We start from the raw sequence: 23,157 nt of genomic DNA on the forward strand, positions 1-23,157 counted from the left end.
TGGAACGCCAGTGACCTGTAGGGTTCCAAATGTCACACACAGCCCCTGAACAGGCGCTTTGCGGCTTCAGGCGATCACGGCGGGCTCGGGCTGGATGGCGTTGGGTATCCTCTAGACCCCAGCATCTCTGGCACGACGTCTCCCCGGTCACGCCCGGCACCCTGCCCTCGATCGATCTTGCTGAACCAGGGGTCGCAGTCCCGGTTTGCCCAGTTCGGACACGTGCACCTCCGGTTGCGCACCGTGTGGATAAAGGCAGTATGGGATCTAGGCGGTCAGTTGAGCGCGCGTATGCGGCACTGATTACTTTCCGTAGCGGCCACTGCGCAGGCGGGGCCGGACGACACCCGTAGTGCCGCAATCCTCGCGATCCATGGTCCCGATTGCCCGGGCATTGGGAGGTACCAGGGATGGCTACCGAGGAGTGCCCCCAAGGTCGCTTGCGGAGGTTCGTCCGCACGGTTCTGGCGCACAGGAACGGCGGCAACGGCGCCCGGCACGACCCGGCACGCGCGCGGGAGGTCTACCAGAGCTCCACCATGGGCGCGCTGATCGACGGCGTCTACGACGGCGACGTGTCGGTGGGAGAACTGCTCGAGCACGGCGACTTCGGGCTGGGCACCTTCAACCAGTTGGACGGCGAGATGCTGGTCCTGGACGGTGTCTGCTACCACCTGCGCGCCGATGGATCCGTGGAGGTCGCCGACAACGGGGACCTCTCGCCGTTCGCGGCCATGACTTGGTTCCGGGCCGACACCAGCCGAGAACTGACCTCGCCCATGACGCGCAGCGAGCTGATGGCGCTCATTGACGGCATGGCCCGCAGCCCCAACCTGATCTACGCGATCCGGATCACCGGGCGCTTCAGCGAGGTCCGCACCCGCACCGTACGGAAGCAGGAACCGCCCTATCCATCCCTCACCGAGGCCGCCGAGGGGCAGGCCGAGACCACCTTCACCGACTTGACGGGCACCTTGGCTGGCTACCGCACCCCTGACTACGAGCAGGGCATCTCGGTGGCCGGCTACCACCTGCACTTCATCGACGACACCCACCAACACGGCGGCCACTGCCTGGACTTCCGCATCGACCACGGCATCATCGCCCTCAGCGAGCGCTCCGAGCTCCATCTGAGCGTCTCTGGTTGGCTTAGCGAGGCTGAGCGTTGCTCAGCCTTGCAGCCAATCGCCTTCGTGCCCTGGTACTGAACGACAGGAGCCGCCAGCCCGCGTGGCACGTCCCTCCGGACGCTGGTCGACCGGGCCGCAAGACCCGACCGAGGAGGGTGCCCGACGTCGCCTGGGCGCCGGGCGTGCGCGTAGCACTCTGCCACAGGTTCACTACGCTTCGCTAATCCAACTGGTGAGCCTTGCCGACGACCGGCCAGTTCCTCAGCTCGGACCTCACCTCCTCCAATCTCGCGGACCGGATCCGCAAAGCAGAGGGCGGCTGAGCATGGCCGGCCGCTGACCTCACTTGCCACCCGGCGGGACGGTCACCCAGGCCCGTCCTCGAGGAGCTGTTTCTCCCCTGTCAAAGAGAGGTTCGCATCGGTATGAGTCTGAAGTGCGTGCGGCCCAGCGCGCGATCGAGGTGCTGTCGGCGTATGGCGTCAGCCATATCTTCGGCGTGCCGGGCGCCAAGATCGACACGATCTACGATGCCCTGGTGGACGGTGGCCCTCAACTGGTGGTCTGCCGCCACGAACAGAACGCCGCCTTCATGGCCGCGGCGATCGGCCGGCTCACCGGCATCCCCGGTGCCATCCTGGTGACTTCCGGACCCGGTACGTCCAACAGCGCGACCGGCCTGCTCACCGCGAACATCGAACAGGATCCGGTGGTCGCGATGTGTGGTGCGGTGCCCCGCGCCGACCGGCTCAAGCGCAGCCACCAGTCCATGGACGCCACCGCGGCGCTCAAGCTCTTCACCAAGTACACCGGCGAGGTCAACGACGCCGACAACGTCCCGGAGGCGATCGCCAACGCCCTGCGCGCCGCCGTCACCGAGCCCCGTGGGGCGGCCGCCGTGGTGCTGCCCACCGATGTGCTGACCGCGACCACCAGCGCAAGCCTCGTCAACGCGGTTCCCGCCCCCGTCCAAGGACCGGCGCCGGCCGACCGTATCGAGCACGCGGCCCGTCTGATCCGCGATGCCAAGCGCCCGGTGATTCTCGTCGGGCTCAGGGGCGCCGGCCCCGAGGCGTGCGCCGAGTTGCGTGCCCTTCTCGAGACCACCGATCTGCCGGTGGTGGAGACCTTCCAGGCGGCCGGTGTGGTCTCACGGAAGCTGCAGGACCACTACTACGGTCGCATCGGCCTGTTCCGCAACCAGCCCGGCGACATCGTCATCTCCCACGCCGACGTCCTGGTCACCGTCGGCTACGACGCCGTCGAGTACGACCCGAAGCTGTGGAACACCGACCCGTCCCGCACGGTCGTGCACATCGACGCCATCCCCGCGGACATCGACAACAACTACCAGCCCGCAGTCGAGTTGCGCGGTGATGTGGTCTCGACTCTCCGGGCCCTGACCGCGCACCTGTCCGGGCTGCGCCTGGATGCCGAAGTGCTCGCGGAACTCGCCGAGCAGCGCCGTGCCCTGAAGGAGGCGGACGACTCGGCACGCTCGGCCAACCACTCGGAGGCCGGGCTCAACCCGGTGTCCGTCCTGCTCATGCTCCGCGACAAGATCGACGACGATGCCACGGTCACCTGCGACGTCGGCTCGCACTACATCTATATGGCCCGGCACTTCCGCGCATACGAGCCTCGGCACCTGCTGTTCTCGAACGGTCAGCAGACGCTGGGCGTGGCCATGCCCTGGGCCATGGCGGCCTGCATGGTGCGCCCCGGCAAGCAGATCGTCTCCGTGTCCGGCGACGGGGGCTTCCTGTTCAGCGCCCAGGAATTGGAGACCGCGACCCGTCTGGGCCTGTACTTCACCCATGTGATCCTGCGGGACAACACCTACGACATGGTCGGCTTCCAGGAGAAGCTCAGGTACGGGCGGACCTCGGGCGTCCAGCTCGGCGACTACGACATCGCCCACTACGCCGCGGCTTTCGGCGTCAACGGCTACCGGGTCCAGACCGAGGAGCAGTTCGCCAAGATCCTCGACGAGGCCCTGTCGCGCGAGGCGCGCGTCCAGCCCGGCGTCACCATCATCGATGTCCCTGTCGACTACTCCCGTAATACCGAGCTGTTCGCCCAACTCCACGAAGGCGTCCTTGAGTAGCAGGTTCAGGACGGCCGCCGCGCACGCCTGCACGGCGGCAACGACAGGTCGCTCGGCTTGGCGGCGGACGGCTTCACCTGCGGCGTCGGCAGGTCCTAGGCGTGTGATCCGGTTATCGAGGGAGGCCTTCGACCCGCAGGACACGGCCGTCACCGTCAAGGCGAACACCGAGGACGCGCTCGCTGCCGCGCTCGACACGGCGAAGAACCACCGCGACCGGCTTGTGTTCGTGGAAGCTTTCATGGAGCGTCTGGACGCCCCGGAGTCTCTCGTCAAGCTGGGCACGGTGTTCGCCACCGCCGACTACCACCACGCGCCGGTCTCCTGACCGCGGACCGGCCTGCGGCTTCGGTCCGGGTGCCGCGGGACCCGGTCGGGGCGGTGGGAGTTCCTCGCCTGGGGCGACCCATGACGGCCGCGTCCATCCGGTGCTCGTCGGGGGTGGTACGCCGTACCGTTGCCCGGACGCGGTCGGCCGGCAGAGCGGTGGCGTGTTTCCGGAGCCGACGGGCATGACCAGGAGGTCGTCCTCCGGCATCGACACCTCGGTCCTCCCGCCGCCGAGTACGGCGGCGGCACCTGCCCGGACCCGTTCGGCGAGCAGAGCCGAGCGCCGTGTCGCGACCATCGGTGCGGTGACCGGCGCTCTGTACGCGGCGACGAGGTTCTGTTCCGGTTCGCACAGCCCGGCACCATGGCCTGTCCGGCACCGATCAGGAACCCACTGTTGATCATCCGGCTACGCCGGCCGGGATCCGTTTGCGGGCCGTCGTCCGGGGCGGCGGCGGCACCAGTCGTCCGGTCGGGTGCGCGTAAGAGACCGGACTCGTTCGACAGGGCGCAACCATCGCTTCTCCGCCCCGGCACAGCCCGGACCCAGCCTAGGTGTCGTTCGTGAACCGTTCCGGCGGCACCAATGCGGGCCGTTTTGAGGAGAAGCCAAACGATGTTTCTTGTGAACCGGCGCAATCTCGGCGTATTCGCCCTCGGTGCCGCCTCCGTTCTCGCCCTGGCCGGTTGCGGCTCGAGTGCTGCTTCGAAGTCTTCCACGTCGGAGGGAAAGGGCGGCGACACTCTCGTGATGGCTGCCGTTCCCGCTGAGAACTCCACCGACCTCAAGGCCTCGTACGGCGCTGTCATCAAGCTCCTGGAGAAGGAGACCGGCAAGAAGATCATTTTCCAGACCGCCACGAACTACGCGGCGGTCATCGAAGGACAGCGTTCCGGAAAGATTCAGATCGCCGGGTACGGGCCGTTCTCCTATGTTCAGGCGAAGAGCTCCGGTGTGAAGACCACTCCGGTCGCCGCCGGTGTCGAGACGAAGGGTGCGCAGCCCGGCTACAAGTCCTACGGCATCGTCAAGACGGGCTCGCCGATCAAGGACCTCAAGGGCTTCGCGGGCAAGAAGGTGTGCTTCGTCGACCCCAACTCCACCTCCGGCTACCTCTACCCGCGTGCCGGGCTCATGGAGGCCGGGGTGGACGTGAAGAAGGGCATCACCCCCGTGATGGCCGGCGGTCACGACGCCTCCGTGCTCGCGGTGAAGAGCGGTCAGTGCGAGGCCGGATTCGCCTACGACACCATGGTCGACAAGCAGCTCGTCGAGAAGGGCCAGATCAAGGAGGGCGAGATCACCACGGTGTGGAAGTCCCCGGTGATCCCCGGCTCCCCGGTGGCGGTCAGCGACGATCTCGACGCCGACCTCAAGCAGAAGATCGCCACCGCCTTCCAGACCATGGCCAATGTCGACTACCTCAAGGCCCACGGCTTCTGCTCCGGCAGCGCCAAGTGCGAGGTCGACGACGCCGGCGACTGGGGCTTCGTGAAGGTGGACGACTCCGACTACGACGGTGTCCGCAACGTCTGCGATGTCACCAAGGACGAGCAGTGCGTGAAGTCCTGACCCTCGCGGCCGGATAGCACGGAAGGCTCTTTTGCCCGGATAACGCGGGCAATGCCGGCAACCGGGATGGCAAAGCTCCCGGTTGCCGGCAATTCCGGTTGTGCTTACGGAAGTTCAGTTCATTTTCCCCCACGGCAGTGCAGTTCACGGAAGAATCGGAGCGATCCTTGGCCGCGGAACAACTCATCGAACCCGTAGTGCGATTCGAGGGCGTCAGCAAGCAGTTCGATGCCGATGTGCTCGCGCTCGACGACGTCTCGCTGAGCGTTGGGGCCGGGGAGATGGTCGTGCTGCTCGGGCTCTCCGGGTCAGGCAAGTCGACCCTGCTGCGGCACGTCGACGGACTGCAGCGGGCCACCACCGGCACGGTCACCGTCCTCGGCACGGATGTGGGCCGCGCCCGCGGGGCCGCACTGCGCCGGCTCCGCCGTCGTATCGGCTTCGTCTTCCAGCAGTTCCACCTCGTCGGCAGCCTCACGGTGCTGGAGAACGTGTGCACCGGCGCGCTCGGCCGGCTGCGCGGCCCGCGCCTCGGCCTGCTCAGCTATCCGCAGTCGGTACGACGTGAGGCGCTGCGCCACCTGGAGCGGGTCGGCCTGCTCGACCAGGCGTTCCAGCGGGCGGACACCCTCTCCGGTGGTCAGCAGCAGCGTGTGGCCGTGGCCCGGGCGCTGATGCAGCGGCCGGAGATCCTGCTCGCCGACGAGCCCGTCGCCTCGCTCGACCCGGAGTCCTCGGCGCAGATCATGCGGCTCATCAAGGAGATCGGCGAGGAGGAGCGGCTCACCGTGCTGTGCAGCCTGCACCAGGTCGACCTGGCCCTCTCCTGGGGCCACCGGATCATCGGCCTGCGGGGAGGCCGGGTCCTGATGGACAGTCCGGTGTCCGATCTGACACGGGACGACGTGATGTCCGTGTACGCGCGTCTGGGCGTCGCGACCCCGGCCGTGCTCACCGCAAAGGCCGGCTGAGCCCATGACCGTCTCGACCGCTGCTGCCCCCACGCCGCCCTCCCCCGCCCCGCCGACGGGGCCGAACGCCGCGCCCCGGACCCTGCCCCGACCCCGCGCGGCCGGTGCGGCGGCGCTGCTCGTGATGGCCGCGCTGGCCGGTTTCGCCTGCTGGGCCTTCGCCGACCTCCGCATCAACGCCGCCACGCTGGTGGACAGTGCCTCGAACGCGGTGGACTTCACCGGGCGGATGTTCCCGCTCGACTTCCCGTCCGCCGGCGAGGTGCTGCGGCTGTGCGGGCAGACCATGGCCGTCGTGGTGTCCGCGACATTGCTGTCGGTGGTGCTCAGCGTCCCGGTGGCGGTGCTGGCCGCCGGCAACACCACCCCCCACGCGAGCGCACGGTTCGGCGCTCGCGGTGTCATCGTGCTGGCCAGGGCCGTACCGGACGTCGTACTGGCGATCGTCTTCTTCCGCATCTTCGGACTCGGCGCACTGTCCGGTGTGCTGGCCATGGGCCTGCACTCGGTCGGCATGGTCGGCAAGATGTACGCGGACGCCATCGAGCAGATCGACGAGGGACCCCGCACCTCCATCCGGGCCACCGGCGCCGGCCGCCTCCAGCAGCTGGTCTCCGGCGTACTGCCGCAGGTGCTCCCCTCCCTGGTGGCCAACGCCCTGCACCGGCTGGACATCAACCTCCGGATCTCGGTGGTCCTCGGCTTCGTCGGCGTGAACGGCCTCGGCTACGAGATCGCGGGGGCCCTCAACGCCCTGAACTACCGGCGGGGCATGGCGCTCGCGCTGGTGGTGCTCCTGCTCTGCGTGCTGGTGGAACTGCTCTCCGCGGCGATCCGCCGGGCCCTGCTGCGGAACGCCGGCGCGGGTGGACGGGCGCGCGGCAAGGGCACGATGTCCCGGGCTTCCGCTGCCGGCCTGCCGCCTCTGGCCGCGGTGACCCCGGCGCACCACAAACGTGCGTCGGACGCCGGGGACGCACCGCACTTGGGCCGTACCACTGCCGCCCAGCCCCGTATCAGTCCGCCGTGGAACACCCGCCGCGTCCGCCGCACCGTCTACGCAGCCGTGACGGTCTTCGCGCTCGCCGCCTCCGTGTGGGGTGCCGGTATCGCACCGGGCCAGTTCTTCGGTGCGCTCGGCAACGTCGGTCCCACGCTGGCGCTGTTCTGGCCGCCGAGCGCCGGCGGCATCCTGCCGGACCTGCTGTCCGACCTCTTCGACACCGCGAAGATCGCCTTTGCGGCGACCTTGATCGGCGCGGTGCTGGCCCTGCCCATCGGCGCGCTGGCCGCCCGCAATGTCGCGCCCTCGCGCGCGACGGCCGCCGTGTTCCGGGTCGTGGTGGTACTGGTCCGCGGAATTCCCGAGCTCGTCCTCGCCATCGTCTTCGTGGTGATCACCGGCCTCGGCGCGGTGGCCGGCGCGCTGGCCCTGGGCGTCGGCGCGGTCGGGCTGCTCGGCAAGCTCGTCGCCGACTCGCTGGAGGAAGTGGACCCAGGGGTGGAGGCGGCGGTGCGCGCCACCGGCGCGGGACGCTGGCAGGTCTTCTGCTCGGCGACGCTGCCGCAGGCCGCGCCGGCGTTCGTCGGGCACGTCCTCTACCAGCTCGACGTCAACATCCGCTCCGCGACACTGCTGGGCATCGTCGGCGCGGGCGGTATCGGCTTCGATCTGCTCAACGCCTCGCGGGTGCTGGACTTCGGGGTGGTCACCACCGTGCTGCTGATGGTGTTCGCGACCGTGCTCGTCGTGGAGCTGCTCGCGGTGTGGCTGCGCCGGATCGTCCGCTGACCGCCGGATGATGGCCGGACCCCGCCGCCTCGGCACGGGGTCCTCCGCCATGGATTCCAAGGGAGAAGTCCGGTCCGAACCGCGAAACAACTGTCCCGGCTGTTCACATTCCCGGTCGGACTCGTTGGTTGTCCGCAGGTTGTTCGGACAAGTCCGCCGAGCACAGTTCCTTGTGTGAGTGCGACCAGGTATCTGGAGATCGCGGAGCAGTTGTCCGCCGAGCTGGCCGAGTGCCCCCGCGGCACACGAGTGGCCAGCGAGGCCGAGATCGCCCGACGGTTCGGCGTTGGCCGGGCCGCAGCACGGGCGGCCGTACAGGAATTGGAGCGCCGGTTCGTCGTCCGCCGGACCCAGGGGTCCGGCACGTTCGTCAACCGGCGCATCGACTACGTCATCTCGCGAAGTGTCCCACCGTCGTGGTCCGCCACGATCTCGGCGGCGGGCGCCACACCTCGCGCCCTGGTCAAGTCGGTCCGCAGGATTCCCCTGCCCGCCGACCTGGCGGACAGGTTCGAGCGGCCGGCCGGCTCGCCGGTGCACGAGGTGGTGCGCGAGTTCTACATCGACGACCTCCTCGCCTCCTGGGTCCATGAGTGGATCCCGGTGGACGAGGTGCCCGACCTGGATCTGGCGCTGCACGCCGTCGACTCCGTCGACCTCGTGCTCCGCCAGATGGTGCGGGTGCGGCCGATGCGGGCCTGGTGCCGGGTCAGCATCGATGTCCCGTCGGCCGAGGTACTGCGGGCCCTGCGCATGGAGAGCAGCCAGCCCGCCTGGCTGGTGGAGAGCGTCAGCCGGGACGAAGTACTCGGCAACGTCCTGATGTGCAGCCGCACCTGGACGCGTGCCGACGCCGTCCGTGTCGTCGTCGAACTCGACGAACCGGCCGTCGGTGACGAACCCGCCGGCGGGCCCGCGGCCGCCCCCGTCAGCAGGCCGGCCGCCGGCGCCGGGAGCGGGCCCACGGCCCGCGCCCAGCCCGTCACGGCGCGGAGGACTTCCCCGCAGAGATCGTCCACACCGCAGAGAACTGCAACATCGCAGAAAGTTGTCACACCACAATGAACCGGGAGAAGTGGTGACAAACGTACTGAGCAGGGAGCATCGTTGCGCCCTGCTGGCCGAGGCCGAGAGGGCCGAACTGATCGAACTGGCCGACGCCTGCATCGCGGACGGCGGGCAGGTACGGGTGCTGGTGGGGCCCGAGGTCGGCTGTGTGACCGCGCAGGTCCGCGAACCGGTCCTGGCGCAGCGGTTCCTGCTCGGTGACGTGCTGGCCTGCCGCGCCGAGGTGGAGCTCGCCGGCCACCGCGGCTGGGCCATGCGCCTCGGGGACGACCGCCTGGCCGTGCTGGCCGCCGCGGTGCTCGACGCCGAGGCGCAGTCCGGCGGCCGCCGGGCCGCCGACATCGACCTGCTGTGCGAGCGGGTCGCGAGCCGCCGGGAGCGGCGGGAGAGCCAGGAGTGGGCGGAACTCGCCCCCACCGTCGTGGAGTTCGAGGAGCTGACGTGAGCGCTGTCGAGACAGTGCCGGCGCCCGGCGGCGGGGCGCCCGCCACGGACGATTCCGGGACCGCGGAGCTGGTGGCCGCGGCCAAGCTGCGCCCCGCCCAGGCGCAAGGCGTCTTCCGCGCCGTGCTCGACGCCCTGGCGCAGCCGGGCACGGTGACCCGGTTCCCCGCGGGCGTCCCCGGTACGGTGCCGCCCGCGCTGCTGCCGGTCCTCGCGCTCGCGGACCTCGGCACCGGTGTGTGCGTCCTGGAAGAGGACGGCTCGCGGCGCTGGTCCGACGTCGTCGGCGTGGCCACCAACGCGCCCGCGGTGCCGCTGGAGCAGGCTCGGCTCGCCGCCGCCGTACGGCCCGTCGCGGCTGAGGAGATCCTGCGGCTGGCACGGGGCACCGCCGACGCGCCGGAGGACGGCGCCGTGCTGTGCCTGCCGGTGACCGCGCTGGAGGGCGGGCCGTCGACCTGGCGGCTGTCCGGGCCCGGCGTGCCGGGTGAACGGGACGTCGCTCCGCTGGGCTTGCCGGAAGGGTTCGTGGCGGCGCGCGCCGAGATCGTCGGCGGTTTCCCCGCCGGGGCCGATCTGCTGCTCGCCACTCCCGACGGACGCGTCATGGGCCTGCCGCGCAGCACGACCGTCACGAGCGCGCCCGGTGCCGTGGCCGAGGAGGAAAACTGATGGGGTACTCGGGAGCACGCGGAGGACTCGAGGCGATTCTCGCCGCCGAGGACCTGGTCCGCCGCAAGCGGGACCACGCGCCCGCGCCGTGGGCGTCGACCGAGCAGATCACCGCCCGTTTCCGGCTGGCCGTCGACCGGGTGATGGGCGAGGCCGGACTGTACGACGAGCCGACCGCGGCCGACGCCTTCCGGCAGGCCGAGGGGGACACCCTGGAGGCCTCGCACCTGCTGCGCGCGCAGCGGTCCACCCTGCCGCGGCTGGCGGTCAGCGAACCCGTCGACCCGGGCGAGATGACCGTGCTGCGCCGCATCGTGCCCGCGTTCCGCGAGCCGGACGGCCCGCAGTTGCTCGGCCGTACCTCCGACTACACCGGCCGGCTGCTGGAGCGGCCCGACGGGCCGCCGGAGTCCTTGTCCCAGGACCCGGACACCACAGATCACGCGGAACGTGGGGAGCGGACCGAGGAGCAGCGCAGTCCGCGCCGGTTCCTGGACCTGCTGCGGAAGATGGAACTGGTCGCCGAGGGGCGTACCGCGGACGACCCGGAGCCGCACGACATCACCCGCAAGCCCGCCCGGCCGCCCGCCGACCGCTCCGCCGTCCTGGCCGCCATGGCCCGCGCCGAATCCGGTGCGCTGGTGGCGCTGTGGTACCGCTCGGTCCTCGGCCCGGACGGTGATGTGCACGAGATCACCCTGGGCGAGCTGCGGCACGGCCGGCTGCCGCTGCGCGTCCGCCACCCGCACACCGGAAACCCCGTCACCGTCGGCGAGTTCCGGGTCACCGAGGCCGAGGCCATCGAGGACCTGGACGGCGCGGACGAGGACCGTACCCGCTTCGACATCGGGTACGGCCTGTGCTTCGGGCACAACGAGCGCAAGGCGATCGCCATGGCCAACCTGGACATCGCCAACCGCCGCTTCGGTCGCAGCGGGCCGCTGGAGCAGCTGCTGCTGCTCACCGTCGACGGCCTCGACTCGGGCGGCTTCCTGGAGCACCTGAAGCTCCCCCACTACGTCACCTTCCGCTCGATGGTCGAGCGCAAGCAAGCCATGCGGGCCGCCGCCGAGGCGGGCGAGGACCCGCCGGCACGGGCCGCCGAGCCCGCCGGAAAGGACTGCCGATGAGCACGACTCAGGAGATCCCGCAGCTGTCGCCCGTCGGCGCGCTCGTGGCCGAGGCGGCCGCGGGCAGCCCGCCCGCCGGGATCCTCGACGAGGACGCCAAGCGGGAGATCCGCCGGTCCGCGCTCGCCGCCGTCTGCGTGCCCGGATACCAAGTCCCGTTCGGCTCCCGGGAGATGCCAGTGGCACGCGGCTGGGGCTCGGGCGGACTGCAGGTCACCCTGGCGATGATCGGCACCGACGACACGGTGAAGGTGATCGACCAGGGCGACGACGCCGGCGTCAACGCCACCAACCTGCGCCGGATGATCGCGCAGACCACCGGGTGCGGCGAGTCCGCCGACACCCGGGAGGCCACGGTCGTGCAGACCCGCCACCGCATCCCCGAGGAGGCGCTGGGCGCCCACCATGTGGTGGTCTACCAGGTGCCGGTGCCCGAACCCCTACGCGGCGTGCAGAAGTCGGTGGCCGAATGCGCGCGGATGCACGCCGAGGGCGACTACTCCGCGATGTGGGTCAGCCTCTACGAGGACATCGTCCGCAACGGCATGATCACCGCGAGCACCGGCTACCCGGTGCTGGTCCGCGGCCGCTACGTGATGGCGACCAGCCCCATCCCGCGCTGGGACGTGCCCCGGCTGCACCAGGCCGAGCACCTCAACCTCTTCGGCGCCGGTCGTGAGAAGCGCATCTACGCGGTGCCCCCGCACACCGACGTCCGGCCCCTCACCTTCGACGACGTGCCGTTCGAGGTCGAGCACGAACCGGGGGCGCGCTGCAAGTTCTGCGGCAGCGACGACGTCTACCTGGTCAACGCCGGCACGGAAGGCGCCTTCGCCTGCAGCGACACCGAGTGGTGCGCTCGCGTCCAGGCGGGGGACGCCGACACCGCCGCCCACCGCGACCGCGCACCGCTGGCCCTGCTGCCCGATCCGCAGGCCCGCGCCGGGCGTCGTAGCAAGCCCGTGGCTCCTGCCGCGGCGGCGGACGCCGCACCCGCGCCCGCCCGCAGGACCTCGGCCGACGGCCCCGAGTGGGCCCTGCGCGTCGACGGCATCGGCAAGGTGCACGGCGCGGGCGGAGCATCGGCCGTGCCCGGCACGGGTCCCGAGCACGGCACCGCGATCAGCCCGTCCACCGGCGCCGTCGTGGCCGCCTGGGACGTCTCGTTCGACATCGCCCCGGGCGAAGCGCTCGGTCTCATCGGCGAGTCCGGCTCCGGCAAGTCCACCGTGCTGCGCTGTGTGATCGGCGACGAGCCGGCCACCGCCGGCCGGGTCCGCCTGGCCACGGTCGACGGCGGCGCCTCCGACGTGCTCGACCTGCCCGCGGCCGTCCGCAGGCGGCTGCGGATCGACTCGATGGCCGTGGTCTACCAGGACCCCGCCGCCGGACTCGACCTGCGCGTCTCCGCCGGCGGCAACATCGCCGAGCGGCTGACCGCGGCGGGCTGGCGCGGCTACCACGCCATCCGGCGCCGCGCGGCGGAGCTGCTGGACCGGGTCGAGGTACCGCTGTCCCGTATGGACGACCCCGTGCACACCTTCTCCGGCGGCATGCGGCAGCGCGTGCAGATCGCCAAGGCCCTGGCCACCGAGCCGCCCGTGCTGCTGCTCGACGAACCCACCACCGGTCTCGACGCCTCCGTCGCCGCCGGAGTGCTCGACCTGCTGCGGAGCCTGCTCGCCGAGCGGGACGTCGCCGCCGTGGTCGTCAGCCACGACTTCTCCGTCATCGAGGCACTGACCGACCGCACGCTGGTCATGCAGACGGGCCGCGTCGTCGAACAGGGCCTGACCGACCAGCTCTTCCACGATCCCCACCACCCGTACACCCAGCGGCTCGTGGCCGCCGCCCGGAGGTGAGCCCGGTGAACACCGCCGACACCCACTCCGTATCCGAGACCCAGGACGCCGTCCTCTCCGTACGCGACCTGTACAAGTCCTTCACCCTGCACAGCATCGACGGCCGTACCGTCCCGTCGCTGCGCGGTGTCGACCTCGACGTGCACACCGGTGAGCACGTCGCCCTCGCGGGCCCCAGCGGCGCCGGCAAGTCCTCCCTGCTGCGCTGCGTGTACCGCACGTACCTGCCGGACTCCGGTTCCGTACGGCTGCGGGCAGCCGCCGGGCCGGTCGAACTGACCACGCTGCCCGACCGGGAGATGGCCCGGCTGCGCGGCCGGGAGTTCGGCTACGTCTCGCAGTTCCTCGCCGCCCCGCCGCGCACCGGCCCGCTGGAGGTGGTCGCCGCGACCGCCCGGCGGCGCGGGCTCGACCGGGCCGAGGCGCGGGATGTCGCGGCCGCCGCGCTGCACCGGCTGAACCTCGACGAGGCGCTGTGGGACGTCGATTGCGGTGTCCTCTCCGGCGGTGAGCGCCAGCGGGTGAACCTCGCCGCGGGAACGGTGCAACCTCCGCGGCTGCTGTTGCTCGACGAGCCGGTCTCCGCGCTGGACCCGGCCAACCGGGAGGCCGCGCTCGAGCTGATCGACTCACTGGCGGGGCAGGGCGTCGCCGTCCTCGCCGTCTTCCACGACATGGACGCCATCCGGCAGTTGGCGACCCGCGTGGTGTTCGTCAGGGACGGCCGGATCGCCCGGCAGGGCACGCCGGCGCAGATGCTGGAGGAGGCGGCATGACCACAAGCGTGGTGAACACGGGACCGGCCGAGGCACCGGCCCAGGGCTGGACGCTGGGCGGCCCGCCCCGCGACTACGTCCTCGGGCACGTACGGGCGGTGCTGCCGGACCGGGTGCTCGACGATGCGCTGATCGCGGTCCGGGACGGCCGGATCGCGGCGGTCGAACCGCACCCGGGCGGTGTGGAGGCCGACGTCGACGGCCAGGGCATGCTCTGTCTGCCCGGCCTCGTGGACGTGCACAGCGACGGACTGGAGAAGGAGCTGCTGCCGCGGCCCGGAGCCGAACTGCCCATGGAGTTCGCGCTGCTGTCCTTCGAGGGCAAGCTGCGCGCGGCCGGTGTCACGACGGCGTTCCACGGCGCGGCGTTCGAGGAGAGCGGCGGGCGCGGTATGCGCCGCACCCTGGAGAACGCGCGCCGCATCTGTGCGGCCATCGAGGGCCGGGGCGGCGACGGTCTGGTGGACCACCGCGTCCTGCACCGGCTGGACGTCCGCTGCCCGGAGGGCCTGGCCGGGCTGCGGGAGCGGCTGGAGGAGATCCAGGGTGCTGCCCGCGGGCCGGTCCTGGTGTCGCACGAGGACCACACCCCCGGCCAGGGCCAGTACGCGGACCGCGCCTACTACGAACGCTATCTGGTCGGCACCCGCGGGGTCAGCGAGGACGAGGCCCGCGCCTACGTCGACCGGCTGATCGTGGACCGGGACGGCCGGCTCGACGTCCGCGAGGAGGCGCTGGGCTGGCTCGGCGAACAGGCCCGCGCGGGCCGGATCCGGCTGCTCGGCCATGACCCCAGCTCGCCGCAGGAGATCGAGGAGTTGTGCGAACGGGGCGGCACGGTCGCGGAGTTCCCCACCACGGCGGCGGCCGCGAAGGCCGCACGCGAGCACGGTATGCCGGTCGTGATGGGCGCGCCCAACGTTCTGCGCGGCCACTCGCACAACGGCAACGCCTCCGGTCGCGAGCTGGTCGGCCGCGGTCTGGTCACCGCCCTCGCCTCGGACTACCTGCCGTCGGGGCTGCTCGGGGCCGCGCTGCTGCTCGCCGAGGAGGGCGTGGCGCCGCTGCCCGAGGCGGTCGGTCTGGTCACCGGCGGTGCCGCGGACGTGGCCGGCCTGCGGGACCGCGGCCGGCTGGAGCTGGGCCTGCGGGCCGACCTGGTGCTGGCCGAGCCGGGCCGTCCCTGGCCCGTCGTCGCTGCCGTGCTGCGCGCCGCTTCGGAAGGTGAGGCGGCATGAGCGGCCGGATCCCCTGGGCGGTGCCCGAACCGCAGCTGCCCTCCGGCGTCCATCCGGCGCTGGCCGCGGCGACCCAGGCCGCCGTGGACGCCTTCCGCGCCGCGCGCGAAACGTACGACCGGGCCCAGCTGGCCGAGAAGGTGCAGATGGGCGCGGACGGCACGCCGACGATGCGGCTGGACATCCTGGTGGACACCGCGATCGCCGAGGTCGTGGACGCCCACCGGATCAATCTGCTCAGCGAGGAGCTGGGCCACATCGACAACGGCTCCGCCGTCACGCTGGTCACCGACCCGGTGGACGGCACGGCGAACGCCGCCTCGGGTGTCCCGCTGTCCGCCTTCGCGGGCGTCATAGCGGTGGACGGCGTGCCGACCGAGGCGCTGACCTGCTGGCTGGACACCGGGCGCTGCTGGCACACGGTGACGGGGCAGCCGTCGGCGTACCGCACGAGCGGCCGTACGGAGCTGGACGGCGCGGCGGTGAGTCTGCTGCGGCCGCAGCAGCACATCGCCGACGCATGGTGGCGGGTGGCGACGCGCGCCTCCAGGATCCGCATCTTGTCGACGAGTTGCCTGGAAGCGGTGCTGGTGGCCGAGGGGTCGACGGACGCGTTCGCCGACGCGGGCTCCGACACGCACCGGATCGTGGACCTGGCGGCCGCGATGGTGACCGTGCCCGCGGCGGGCGGAGCGGTGATCGATGTGCACGGACGCCCGCTGGAGATCGACCCCGACCTCAACCGCCGCTGGTCGGGCGTGGTCGCGGCGACCCCGCGCCTCGCAGAGGAACTGGCGGAGACCATCCGCGGAACGGAGCAGCGATGACCACGCCTACCCCGCTCACGGGCGAGGAACTGACCGCACTCGTCGAGGGCCTCGCGGGCCTCCCGTACGGCGGGGAGGCCGTCGACCAGCGCACGCACGCGCTGCAGACGGCGTGGCTGGCGTCGGAGGCGGGCGCGGACGACGAGTTGGTGGTGGCCGCGGCGCTGCACGACATCGGCCGCGCCCGGCCGGTCCGAGCCGAACACCCAGGTCTGCCGCACGAGTTGGCGGGCGCCGAGTTCGCCAGGAGCCGGCTGGGCGAACGCGCGGCCTGGGTCATCGCCCAGCACGTACCGGCCAAGCGCTATCTGGTGGCGACCGACCCGGCCTATCACGCCCTGCTCAGCCCGGCGTCGATCGCGTCCCTGAAGGTCCAGGGCGGCCCGATGGACGAGCACGAGGTGGCGGAGTTCGCGGCGCATCCGCTGGCCGCGGACGCGGTGGCGCTGCGGCGCTGGGACGACGCGGCGAAGGACCCGGACGCCCCGGTGCTGTCGATGCCGGCCCTGCTGGAGGCCCACGCCCGCTGCATCGCCGCGCAGCAGGCCTGACGGCCGGACGCACAGGCCGACTCGGCGGTCGCACCGCGCGATCGCCCTGACGGCCTCCGCTCCAGCCGGCCGGAGGTGTTCCTCCTCTGTGGCCGGCTGGGGCGGGGCCCCAGCGAGAAGTGGTGGGCAGTCCCCTGTCCTTGTGCCGTTCTGTCCTCGACCTACTGAGAGGTCACGAAACGGCCGGTGATGGCCAACGCGGCGGCCATGATGCTCAGTTGCGGGTTGACCTCCGGACAGCTCGGCAGTACGGAGCCGTCGGCGATCAGTACGCCGTGCACGCCCCGCAGGCGGCCCTCCGGGTCGGCCGGTGAGCGCTCGGGGTCGGCGCCGGCAGCCGCCGTTCCCGTGGGGTGGAACGCGGAGACGTGGAGGCGGTGCGCGCTCACCGTGTCGAGCAGGGATTCCAGTTGGGCAGGGGTGCGGGCCCGCGGGGCCTGCGGGACGCCCGTCAGTACCTCTTCGGCGCCCGCCGCGAACAGCAGGCGCCCCATGGCCCGTTGGGCGCGCAGCAGACGGCCGGCGTCCCGCTTCGCCAGGTCGTAGCGCAGCAGCGTGCGGTCGCGGCCGAGGACACGGCCCGAGGGGCGGTCGGCGATCATGGCGCCGAGGGTCGCCAGCCGATCCGTCTGCTCGAGTTCGCGCCGCAGTTCGCGTCCCACACCCGGCAGTACGAACGAACTCATGCCCGGCGGGGCGGCGGTGGCCTCGATCAGGATGCCCTCGGCGCGCAGGTGCTCCACTCCGACGCTCTGCAGGACGCCCTTCCAGCCCGTGACCGGGCGACTGAACCGGCCCGCGACGCTGATGGCCGGGTGCACGCTGAGGTTGCGGCCGAGCCGCGGATGTCCGCCCAGGCCGGAGCGGCGCAGCAGCGGCGGGGTCTGGAAAGCTCCGGCGGCGACCACGACCAGGGGGCTGAGGATCTCCAGTTCGCTGCCGTCCGGGCGGCACACCAGTACCCCGGCTGCCCGTGGGGCGCCCGGCCCGTCGTGGTCGGTGAGGATCCGCCGTACACGGGCGCCGGTGACGATACGGGCACCGGACGCACAGGCCTCGGGAAGCACGGACAGCTGGACGCTCTGTTTGGCGCCGGTGGGGCAGCCGACGACGCACTGGCACGAGCCTTTGCAGCCCGGGGCGTTGCGCACCAGGGGCGCAGCGGCCCAGCCGAGTTCCCGGGCCCCGGCGAGGGCGAGCCGCCCGTTGTCCCCGAGGACGTCCAGTGGCTGGGGTGCCACCCTCAGGGTGCGCTCGACCTCGTCGAGATGCGTCCCGAAGCTCTCGGCGGCCGCGAATCCGTGACGGCTCAGCCAGCGGGCGACGACACGGTCCGGTGTGCGGTAGCACGTTCCCGAGTTGACGACGGTGGTGCCGCCGACGGCGCGGCCGACGGGCAGGACCAGCGGCGGGTTGCCCACGGCGATCGTCGCGCCGCCGTCCCGGTACAGGTCGATGAAGCGGTCGAGCGGAGCCCGCCGTCCGAAGGACGCGGTGGTGTGGTGCTCCCCCTCTTCGAGAACGACGACGCGCATACCCGCGGCGGCGAGCGTCCGCGCGGCCATGGCACCACCCGCGCCCGATCCCACGACGACCGCGTCGGCGGTGGAACGCGTGGGCCAGTGTCGGGAGGGCGTGCAGTCGAGCGGCGGATCCTCGGGAGCGGGCACGGAAACCGCGGGGCTGTGGTGCAGTTGCCGTTCCGTGCCGGCGGCCAGCAGGAGCGGCACCTTGACCGCGTCCAGAAGCGGAAGCAGGGCCTTGCGGGAGGCGAGCGACGCCATGACGATCTCTTGCCGCTCCGTACCGAGCGCGGACAGGCGTCTGCCGGTGCGGGTCACGGCGTAGGCGTCGATCGCCGCGGCCGCTCCGCGTATCGCGGTGCGCGCCGGGGCGGGCATGACGTCGAGCAGCGCCGCGAGGCGCCGTGGCACGGCCCTGGTCCATTCGGCGGTGCCGTCGTCGGCGAGGACCGCGGCGGCAAGTCCCGCAAGGGAGCCGTCGGTCGGGCGGTTCATCGGTCGCCGACCTCCGCGTGGGCGGTGCCTGACAGCCGCCATGCGGCCTCCGGCCGCCAACGGCCCCACCACCGCTCCAGGCGCACCACCGCGTCGGCCCGCTCGCTGTTGCGACACACCGCGGGCGAACCGTCCGGGTCGGTGTAGTCAAGTGCGAGCGTCCCCTCCGGCGGCTGGGTCACCGTCACCCGTATGCGACGCAGGCCGACGCGGCCCTCGACCCGCCACTGGGGCAGACCGATCTCCGCGCGGAACCGGCCGAGTCCAGCCCATCCCACGGCGGCGCGCTCCACCCGCCGGGGCCAGGTGCGGCCGTTGCGGTGCAGGCGCAGGAACACCAGCGGCGGCAGCCTGTCGAGTCCGCGTCGCATCGACACCGCGGCCACGATCTCCAGGACGTCACCGTCCCCCAGGTCGGCGTGGAGCCAGGCCCAGCGGCGGGCGTTGCCGTGGCCGTAGATCCGGGCGCTCGCGCCGGGAGCCCCGGTGAGCCGCAGCTCGCCGCTGTCGTGGCGGACGGTTCCACTGTAGCGGGCGCGGGCGGCGGGCAGCATATGGGAGGCCGGCAGCCAGGGGCGCCGCCAGGACCAGCGCGGGAAGGTGTGCAGGGGCGGGCCCTGGGGCTCCTCGGTCAGCGCCCAGGAGAACGACCCGGCCGAGCCGGTGAGGCGGCCGGGCGCGGCGCGGATGTCCTCGGCGGTGAAGCCGTGGGTCGGTCCCTTCCACGGTGTGGGGCCGAACCGTACGTGCTCCGCCGGGCCGTCCTTGGGGAACACGGCGGTCCAGCCGTGCGCGTAGGCGGGTGAGCCGTCACTGGGCGCGAGAACCTCGTGGTGCAGCCAGATGCCGCTGCCGGTCGCCGGATCGGTCAGGGTCGTGTACCAGACCTCCGTCCGCCCCGGTCTGCCGTCCCAACGCGGCGCCAGGTACCGATCGGCGGGCTCGGCCGCCCGGGGGAACCGGAAGCCGGCGAGAAACGGCAGCAGGCCCGTGGCGAGGGGGAAGCGCAGGGTGCCGTCGCCGACGCGCTCTCCGTTCTCGTACAGGGTGTACGGCAGGACGGTCATCGAGGACACCGGGCGCTTGAGCGACACCGACTTCCAGCCATCCAGCAGCAGTTGCCGGCCTTCCAGGGCGAAGGTGATCCGGTAGCGGATCCGGCGGCGCGCCAGCGGTGAGATCTCCAACTCGCCCACGGCTTCGGGGTCGTCGGCCCGTCCCGCGATCCGGACCCGTCCCGTCAGCCGCGCCTGGGTGGTCCGATGGGGCAGCATCACACCGTCGGCGCGGACGCTGAGATCGAGCCGCACCGGGCGGTCGGCCTCTTCGCCGGCCAGGCGCACATGGCCCAGCATCGTCTCCTTGAACACCGTCTCGCGCGAGGTCACAGGTCACTCTCCCGGCGGCCGCCGGAGCGGGCCAGCCCCTCGAGCATGATGCGTTCGGTGGCCGACAGGTAGTCGCCGGCCGCGGTGCGTGCCGCTTCCTCGTCGCCGGCCGCCACGGCCTCGACGACCGGGGCGAGGCGGTCGTGCGCGCTCCGGGCGTCCTCGAACGGCCCGACGAGGGCGGCGCGTACCGGCATGTACGCGTTGAACAGCGTGTTGGTCAGCAGGACGTACACACGGTTCCCGGTGGCATGGGCCAGCGCCCGGTGCACCTCGGCGTCGGCCAGCTGTGCCTGGTCGCCCCCGTCCGCGTCCCCGACAGCCGCCAGCAGCGCGCGCAGTTCGGCGACCTGGGCCGCCGTGGCGCGGGCCGCGGCGCGTTCCGCGATCAACGCACCGATGCTGAGGCGCACTTCGAAGATCTCGCCGATCCAGTCGGGGCTGTGACGCACGAGCATCGGCAGCAGGTCCGCCCCGCCGAGACGTAGGAAGTCCCGTACGCGCGTGCCGACTCCGTGCCGCGTCTCCAGCAGACCGGCGTGCACCAGCCGGCCGAAGGCGTGTTTGAGCGTGGTGCGGGTGACCCCGAACCCGTCGGCGAGTTCACGTTCGGGGGGCAGATAGCTCCCGGCCGGATGGCGTCCGGCGAGGATGTCCTCGCGTAGCCTCTTTTCCAGCACGTCGACGATCGTCTCGCGTGGCAGTGCTTCCACCCCGGCCCCCAACGACTCAGCGGTTCAGTGGATGAGCCACTGAACCACTACGGGTGACGCTGCGTCAATAAGGAGGGACCCGGCGAGCCTCGCCCTGCCCGCGATGCCTCCGGCCGCGCCGACGGTCGGCCCCCTGCGGTCAGGGCGCGGTGAACAGGGTCGGAAAGCGGGGCCCGAGCCAGGGCTTGCGCCCCCAGGCGAGCACACGGCCGCGGGCGAGGGCTCCCCATGGGTCGCACCGCCCGAGCGCGATGAGAAGGAACGTGACGGGCTCGGCGAGGAGGGTGCAGTCCGGGCGCCGGGGCGGTTCGGGCGTCACCTCGACCGCGCCGTCGGCGAAGGTGACGCCGAACGCCGAGCCGCCCCGCAGACGGAGCGCGTAGCGGGCCGTGAACCCGGCGGTGGCGGAGGCGTCGGCGACGCGCGGCATGACGGCCTGCAGGAACGGCAGGCACAGCCCGACCCGGGCACGGTCGATCATGTGCGGCCGGCCGAGCGCGCGGGCGAGGTCGTAGCCGTGACCCAGCATGTGCGTCAGCAGATAGGAGGCGAGAACGGTCTGGTCCATACGGCCGAGCGGCGTGACGAGCGTGCGGTCCGCGTTCCCTTCCCCCGCGGTCCGGGCCACCGCCGCGAGGAAGAGGTCCGCCTGTTCCACGATCATCTCCGCCAGGGGCCGCGCGCCGCGCTCGGCGAAGGCGGTGAGCGCACGCGCGTTGGCCGCCGCCAGACTCTGCGCCGTGCCGTCCCCGTAGGGGCGTTCGCGGCCCGCTGCCAGGTCGGCCATGAGCTCGTTGGCCTGCGCCAGGTGGGCCGCCGCCTCCCCTACGGTCCACTCCGACTCGGGCACGGGAACCGAAGTGTCGGCCACCGGGCCGAGCAGCGCGGCGATGTCACCAGCGGTCTCACGTATCGCCTGCCCCAGCCCTTCGGGCAGGGCACCTCCGATGTCCTGCCGCGTTCCCGCTTCCACGCCGCTCCGCTCCCCTCGACCAGGCCTGCTGCGCCCCTCGCGCACGTAGCGCGATACCCAACCAGGCCCGGCAGGCAGGCGGCAAGGCTCACCAGTTGGATTAGCGAAGCGTAGTGAACCTGTGGCAGAGTGCTACGCGCACGCCCGGCGCCCAGGCGACGTCGGGCACCCTCCTCGGTCGGGTCTTGCGGCCCGGTCGACCAGCGTCCGGAGGGACGTGCCACGCGGGCTGGCGGCTCCTGTCGTTCAGTACCAGGGCACGAAGGCGATCGGCTCCCAAGCCTGAGCAACGCTCAGGCTCGCCAAGCCAGTCAGAGACGCTCCGCGCACCGGCTGTCCGGCCGGCCGTCCGTCCGCGACGACGCCGCATGCAGGAGAGGGGCGAGGCGAGGGACGGCCCCCGGGCACCGGGTGTGGTGGCGCCCTCCCACCGGGCGACCGGGCGCCCGCCCCGGAGTCAGTCGGTGGGCGGCTGGGCGAAGGCGGCGATGAGGCGGCCCAGGTCCTGCCGGCGGGAGGCGGCCGGCCACACCGCCCAGGTCCGGCGGACGAGGGGATGACCCACGAGCGGCGACCACACCACACCGTCGGGGAGGGGCTGCGCCCAGTCCGGCGGCGCCAGGGCGAAGGCGCGACCGGCGCTGACCGCGGCGAGCTTCACCTCCGGGATCAGCCGCTGCCCCTCCGGTACCGGGCCCGGCTCAAGACCGTGGGTGCGGAGGGTGGCCGTCAGCTCGTCGTACCAGGCGGGGCTGCCCGAGCGGGGAAACCCCACCCATTCCAGCCCGGTCAGCGCATCCAGCCCGATCCCGTCCGGTCCGGCCAGCTCCGCGGTCAGCTCGGCGTTGAGCAGCACACCCAGCCGTTCCGTGTTGACCAGCATCGCGTCGAACTCCTGCCCGGTGGGACGCTCGCGCAGCAGTCCCACATCGAGATCACCGGCGTGCAACGCGGCCAGCTGCTCGGCCGTGGACATGTGCAGGGCCCGTACCCGGGTGTCGGGACAGGCCTCGGTCATCTCCGTGAGCGCGGAACTCAGCAGTCGCGACGGGAACTCCAGCGGAATGCCGATCCGCAGCACCCCGCCGCCCCCGTCGGCGAACCGGGCCATCGTCCGCACGGCCTCATCACGCCGGGCGAGCACGGCACGCGCCTCGCCGAGGAGGGCCGTGCCCGCCTCGGTGGCCCGTACACCGGTGCTGCTGCGCACCAGCAGCTTCACCCTCAGTTGCCGCTCCAGCCCGCTGACCGTCTGGGACAGCGCCGGCTGACTGACGTGCAACCGCCGGGCCGCGGCAGAGAAGCCCCCTTCCTCGACCACCGCCACGAACGCGTGCAGCTCCCGCAACTCCATGCACTCATCGCACCACGTCTGCGGACACCCAAGCCACACGGGTCAGAGCCGCTGCTTATACCCCCTATCGGCACGGCGAATGGCCCTGCGGCCATCGAGCCGCCGAGGCGCGCGGTTGTAGAGGACGGAGCAGGGTCCACCTGACCGTGGCGGTGGCCTGTGCCCTGTTGCGGCTCGGTGTGCCGAGCGGCGACGCTTCATCTGCCGCGCGCCGATCCTGGGAGAACCATGCAGAGCAGG

General features: G+C 72.0%; 20 protein-coding genes. 15 read left to right on the forward strand and 5 right to left on the reverse strand.

Translation table 11 applies throughout. The annotated features are described in order from the left end of the window. Positions 1-410 precede the first annotated feature (410 nt). The 15 genes from budA (at position 411) to ACQEXA_RS06265 (ending at position 16,471) form a co-directional block, all read left to right on the forward strand. Entirely contained in the window at positions 411-1,208 is a 798-nt protein-coding gene (gene budA / locus ACQEXA_RS06195; protein WP_432936393.1) for an acetolactate decarboxylase, read from the forward strand. 358 nt (positions 1,209-1,566) lie between these two features. Continuing rightward, the gene (alsS, locus tag ACQEXA_RS06200; RefSeq protein WP_433128931.1) at positions 1,567-3,237 is read left to right on the forward strand and encodes an acetolactate synthase AlsS; all 1,671 of its coding nucleotides are present in this window, start codon (positions 1,567-1,569) and stop codon (positions 3,235-3,237) included. A gap of 103 nt (positions 3,238-3,340) precedes the next feature. Further along, the gene (locus tag ACQEXA_RS06205) at positions 3,341-3,565 is read left to right on the forward strand and encodes a hypothetical protein (RefSeq protein WP_432936389.1); all 225 of its coding nucleotides are present in this window, start codon (positions 3,341-3,343) and stop codon (positions 3,563-3,565) included. A gap of 618 nt (positions 3,566-4,183) precedes the next feature. Next, positions 4,184-5,140 carry a phosphate/phosphite/phosphonate ABC transporter substrate-binding protein gene (locus ACQEXA_RS06210; protein ID WP_432936387.1) on the forward strand — a complete coding sequence of 319 codons (957 nt, stop codon included), beginning with the start codon at positions 4,184-4,186 and terminating at the stop codon, positions 5,138-5,140. Between the two features lie 167 nt (positions 5,141-5,307). After that, complete coding sequence (phnC, locus tag ACQEXA_RS06215; RefSeq protein ID WP_433128933.1) at positions 5,308-6,111, forward strand: phosphonate ABC transporter ATP-binding protein; 804 nt, start codon at positions 5,308-5,310, stop codon at positions 6,109-6,111. 4 nt (positions 6,112-6,115) lie between these two features. Next, a complete protein-coding gene (gene phnE, locus ACQEXA_RS06220; protein ID WP_433128935.1) occupies positions 6,116-7,903 on the forward strand; it encodes a phosphonate ABC transporter, permease protein PhnE in 1,788 nt (595 codons plus the stop codon). Positions 7,904-8,077: 174 nt separating this feature from the next. After that, a complete protein-coding gene (locus tag ACQEXA_RS06225) occupies positions 8,078-8,968 on the forward strand; it encodes a GntR family transcriptional regulator (protein WP_432936381.1) in 891 nt (296 codons plus the stop codon). 13 nt (positions 8,969-8,981) lie between these two features. Beyond that, a complete protein-coding gene (locus ACQEXA_RS06230; RefSeq protein ID WP_432936379.1) occupies positions 8,982-9,416 on the forward strand; it encodes a phosphonate C-P lyase system protein PhnG in 435 nt (144 codons plus the stop codon). Beyond that, positions 9,413-10,087 (forward strand): phosphonate C-P lyase system protein PhnH, encoded by a 675-nt coding sequence (gene phnH / locus ACQEXA_RS06235; protein WP_433128937.1) that lies wholly within the window; start codon positions 9,413-9,415, stop codon positions 10,085-10,087. The genes ACQEXA_RS06230 and phnH overlap by 4 nt, the downstream gene beginning before the upstream one ends. Next, entirely contained in the window at positions 10,087-11,217 is a 1,131-nt protein-coding gene (locus ACQEXA_RS06240; protein ID WP_359401259.1) for a carbon-phosphorus lyase complex subunit PhnI, read from the forward strand. Before phnH ends, ACQEXA_RS06240 begins: the two co-directional genes overlap by 1 nt. Beyond that, positions 11,214-13,079, forward strand: a complete 1,866-nt coding sequence (locus tag ACQEXA_RS06245; protein ID WP_432936374.1) for an alpha-D-ribose 1-methylphosphonate 5-phosphate C-P-lyase PhnJ — start codon at positions 11,214-11,216, stop codon at positions 13,077-13,079. Before ACQEXA_RS06240 ends, ACQEXA_RS06245 begins: the two co-directional genes overlap by 4 nt. A gap of 5 nt (positions 13,080-13,084) precedes the next feature. Next, complete coding sequence (locus ACQEXA_RS06250) at positions 13,085-13,855, forward strand: phosphonate C-P lyase system protein PhnL (protein ID WP_432936371.1); 771 nt, start codon at positions 13,085-13,087, stop codon at positions 13,853-13,855. Further along, complete coding sequence (locus tag ACQEXA_RS06255; RefSeq protein ID WP_432936368.1) at positions 13,852-15,093, forward strand: alpha-D-ribose 1-methylphosphonate 5-triphosphate diphosphatase; 1,242 nt, start codon at positions 13,852-13,854, stop codon at positions 15,091-15,093. The genes ACQEXA_RS06250 and ACQEXA_RS06255 overlap by 4 nt, the downstream gene beginning before the upstream one ends. Further along, entirely contained in the window at positions 15,090-15,920 is an 831-nt protein-coding gene (locus ACQEXA_RS06260) for an inositol monophosphatase family protein (RefSeq protein WP_432936365.1), read from the forward strand. The genes ACQEXA_RS06255 and ACQEXA_RS06260 overlap by 4 nt, the downstream gene beginning before the upstream one ends. Further along, complete coding sequence (locus ACQEXA_RS06265) at positions 15,917-16,471, forward strand: HD domain-containing protein (protein ID WP_432936362.1); 555 nt, start codon at positions 15,917-15,919, stop codon at positions 16,469-16,471. Before ACQEXA_RS06260 ends, ACQEXA_RS06265 begins: the two co-directional genes overlap by 4 nt. Positions 16,472-16,632: 161 nt before the next feature. On the opposite strand, the gene ACQEXA_RS06270 is transcribed toward ACQEXA_RS06265, so the two are convergent. The 5 genes from ACQEXA_RS06270 to ACQEXA_RS06290 form a co-directional block, all read right to left on the reverse strand. Further along, positions 16,633-18,489 carry a GMC family oxidoreductase N-terminal domain-containing protein gene (locus ACQEXA_RS06270; RefSeq protein ID WP_433128939.1) on the reverse strand — a complete coding sequence of 619 codons (1,857 nt, stop codon included), beginning with the start codon at positions 18,487-18,489 and terminating at the stop codon, positions 16,633-16,635. Then, on the reverse strand, positions 18,486-19,877 hold the full coding sequence (locus tag ACQEXA_RS06275) for a hypothetical protein (RefSeq protein ID WP_433128941.1): 1,392 nt from the start codon (positions 19,875-19,877) through the stop codon (positions 18,486-18,488). Before ACQEXA_RS06275 ends, ACQEXA_RS06270 begins: the two co-directional genes overlap by 4 nt. Then, the gene (locus ACQEXA_RS06280) at positions 19,874-20,590 is read right to left on the reverse strand and encodes a FadR/GntR family transcriptional regulator (RefSeq protein WP_432936353.1); all 717 of its coding nucleotides are present in this window, start codon (positions 20,588-20,590) and stop codon (positions 19,874-19,876) included. The genes ACQEXA_RS06275 and ACQEXA_RS06280 overlap by 4 nt, the downstream gene beginning before the upstream one ends. A 139-nt stretch (positions 20,591-20,729) precedes the next feature. After that, positions 20,730-21,563: a maleylpyruvate isomerase family mycothiol-dependent enzyme gene (locus tag ACQEXA_RS06285; RefSeq protein ID WP_433128943.1), complete on the reverse strand. Its 834-nt coding sequence runs from the start codon at positions 21,561-21,563 to the stop codon at positions 20,730-20,732. A 457-nt stretch (positions 21,564-22,020) separates the two neighbouring features. Further along, a complete protein-coding gene (locus ACQEXA_RS06290; protein WP_432936348.1) occupies positions 22,021-22,917 on the reverse strand; it encodes a LysR family transcriptional regulator in 897 nt (298 codons plus the stop codon). Between the last annotated feature and the right edge of the window lie 240 nt (positions 22,918-23,157).

This window comes from Streptomyces sp. CA-106110 (genome assembly GCF_050936285.1).
Lineage (GTDB): Bacteria > Actinomycetota > Actinomycetes > Streptomycetales > Streptomycetaceae > Streptomyces.